The organism is Clostridium sp. 7_2_43FAA, assembly GCF_000158375.2.
GTDB lineage: Bacteria > Bacillota > Clostridia > Clostridiales > Clostridiaceae > Clostridium > Clostridium tertium.
The window spans coordinates 34,040-35,059 of the sequence record NZ_JH815223.1; the positions used below are offsets into that span (position 1 = coordinate 34,040).

The window sequence follows — 1,020 nt, forward strand, 5'->3', positions numbered from 1 at the left end:
GCAATTTTCAGAGAACACTCTGAAAAGTAAATCTGGTGATGATGGCGTAGAGGAAACACTCCTTTCCATTCCGAACAGGAAAGTTAAGCTCTACAGCGTCGATGGTACTGCATGGGCGACTGTGTGGGAGAGTAGAACGTTGCCAGGTTGTTAAAAAGACTTAAGAATTTATTCTTAAGTCTTTTTTGTTATATAAATTTTTCAAACATATCGGTATATATTAAATTATCAAGTTATTTTGTTAAAACTAATCCTTTGCTTCTTATACAAGTACATTCCTTAGCTTCGGTTGTGTGTAGACACTGATATTTAACTTTCTTAGGGGCTAGTATTTCTTGTGACTTATTATTATTTTTTTCTTGTGAATTCATTTAGTACACTCCTTTTTATATATTTTAATATAACTAACATTATATATTAATAAATAGTAATTATCAATATGATTGATTTTCATTTATTTGAAGAATCTACATAAAAGTAAATTAGATTATTAAAAATAAAATTATATTATTTGGATATATAATTTTTTTTATTTAGGATACTTAATTAATATTAAATACTTATAATTAGATTTTTTATGATCTTTGTATATATTATAAAGGTATATTAATATTAAAAAATAGGTAAAATATATGTTGAGTGATTGATATTAATATTCAAATATACTCTGAATAATCTGAAAAAGTAAATAAACATTACCTTGTATATCAATATAGTATAAATGAAGAAAATATAAGAAATATCGAGAAAAATAAATATAATGCTAAGTAATTACTAGTTTTAATATAATATTATGTTAATATGGGTGATATTATAGTTTATGTCGCTAGGGCAAATACGTCAGCAAGTTAAAAATAAAGTAAAAAAACTGTTGACAATGAAATGCATAAGTGATAAGATAAGAAAGTCGCTTGAGGGCGATGAAGAAAATGATCTTTGAAAATTGAACAGAAAATAAGTTAAGTAAACAAACCAGCAATTCTTTTAGACGTCTTAACATTAAGACTCAAAGTAATTTGA

At 24.9% G+C, this 1,020-nt stretch carries 1 protein-coding gene and 1 rRNA gene; one reads left to right on the plus strand and one right to left on the minus strand.

Annotated features, from left to right (window positions below):
• The first annotated feature begins 31 nt into the window (after positions 1 to 31).
• Positions 32 to 148 (plus strand): 5S ribosomal RNA (gene rrf, locus CSBG_RS16505).
• 85 nt (positions 149 to 233) lie between these two features.
• Here rrf and CSBG_RS18645 read toward each other — a convergent pair.
• Complete coding sequence (locus CSBG_RS18645) at positions 234 to 371, minus strand: hypothetical protein (protein ID WP_008681340.1); 138 nt, start codon at positions 369 to 371, stop codon at positions 234 to 236.
• Positions 372 to 1,020: the final 649 nt, after the last annotated feature.

What these genes read in the sequence shown, in the direction of transcription:
- CSBG_RS18645 (WP_008681340.1), bottom strand. Translation starts at nt 371, where the DNA reads ATGAATTCACAAGAAAAAAATAATAATAAGTCACAAGAAATACTAGCC.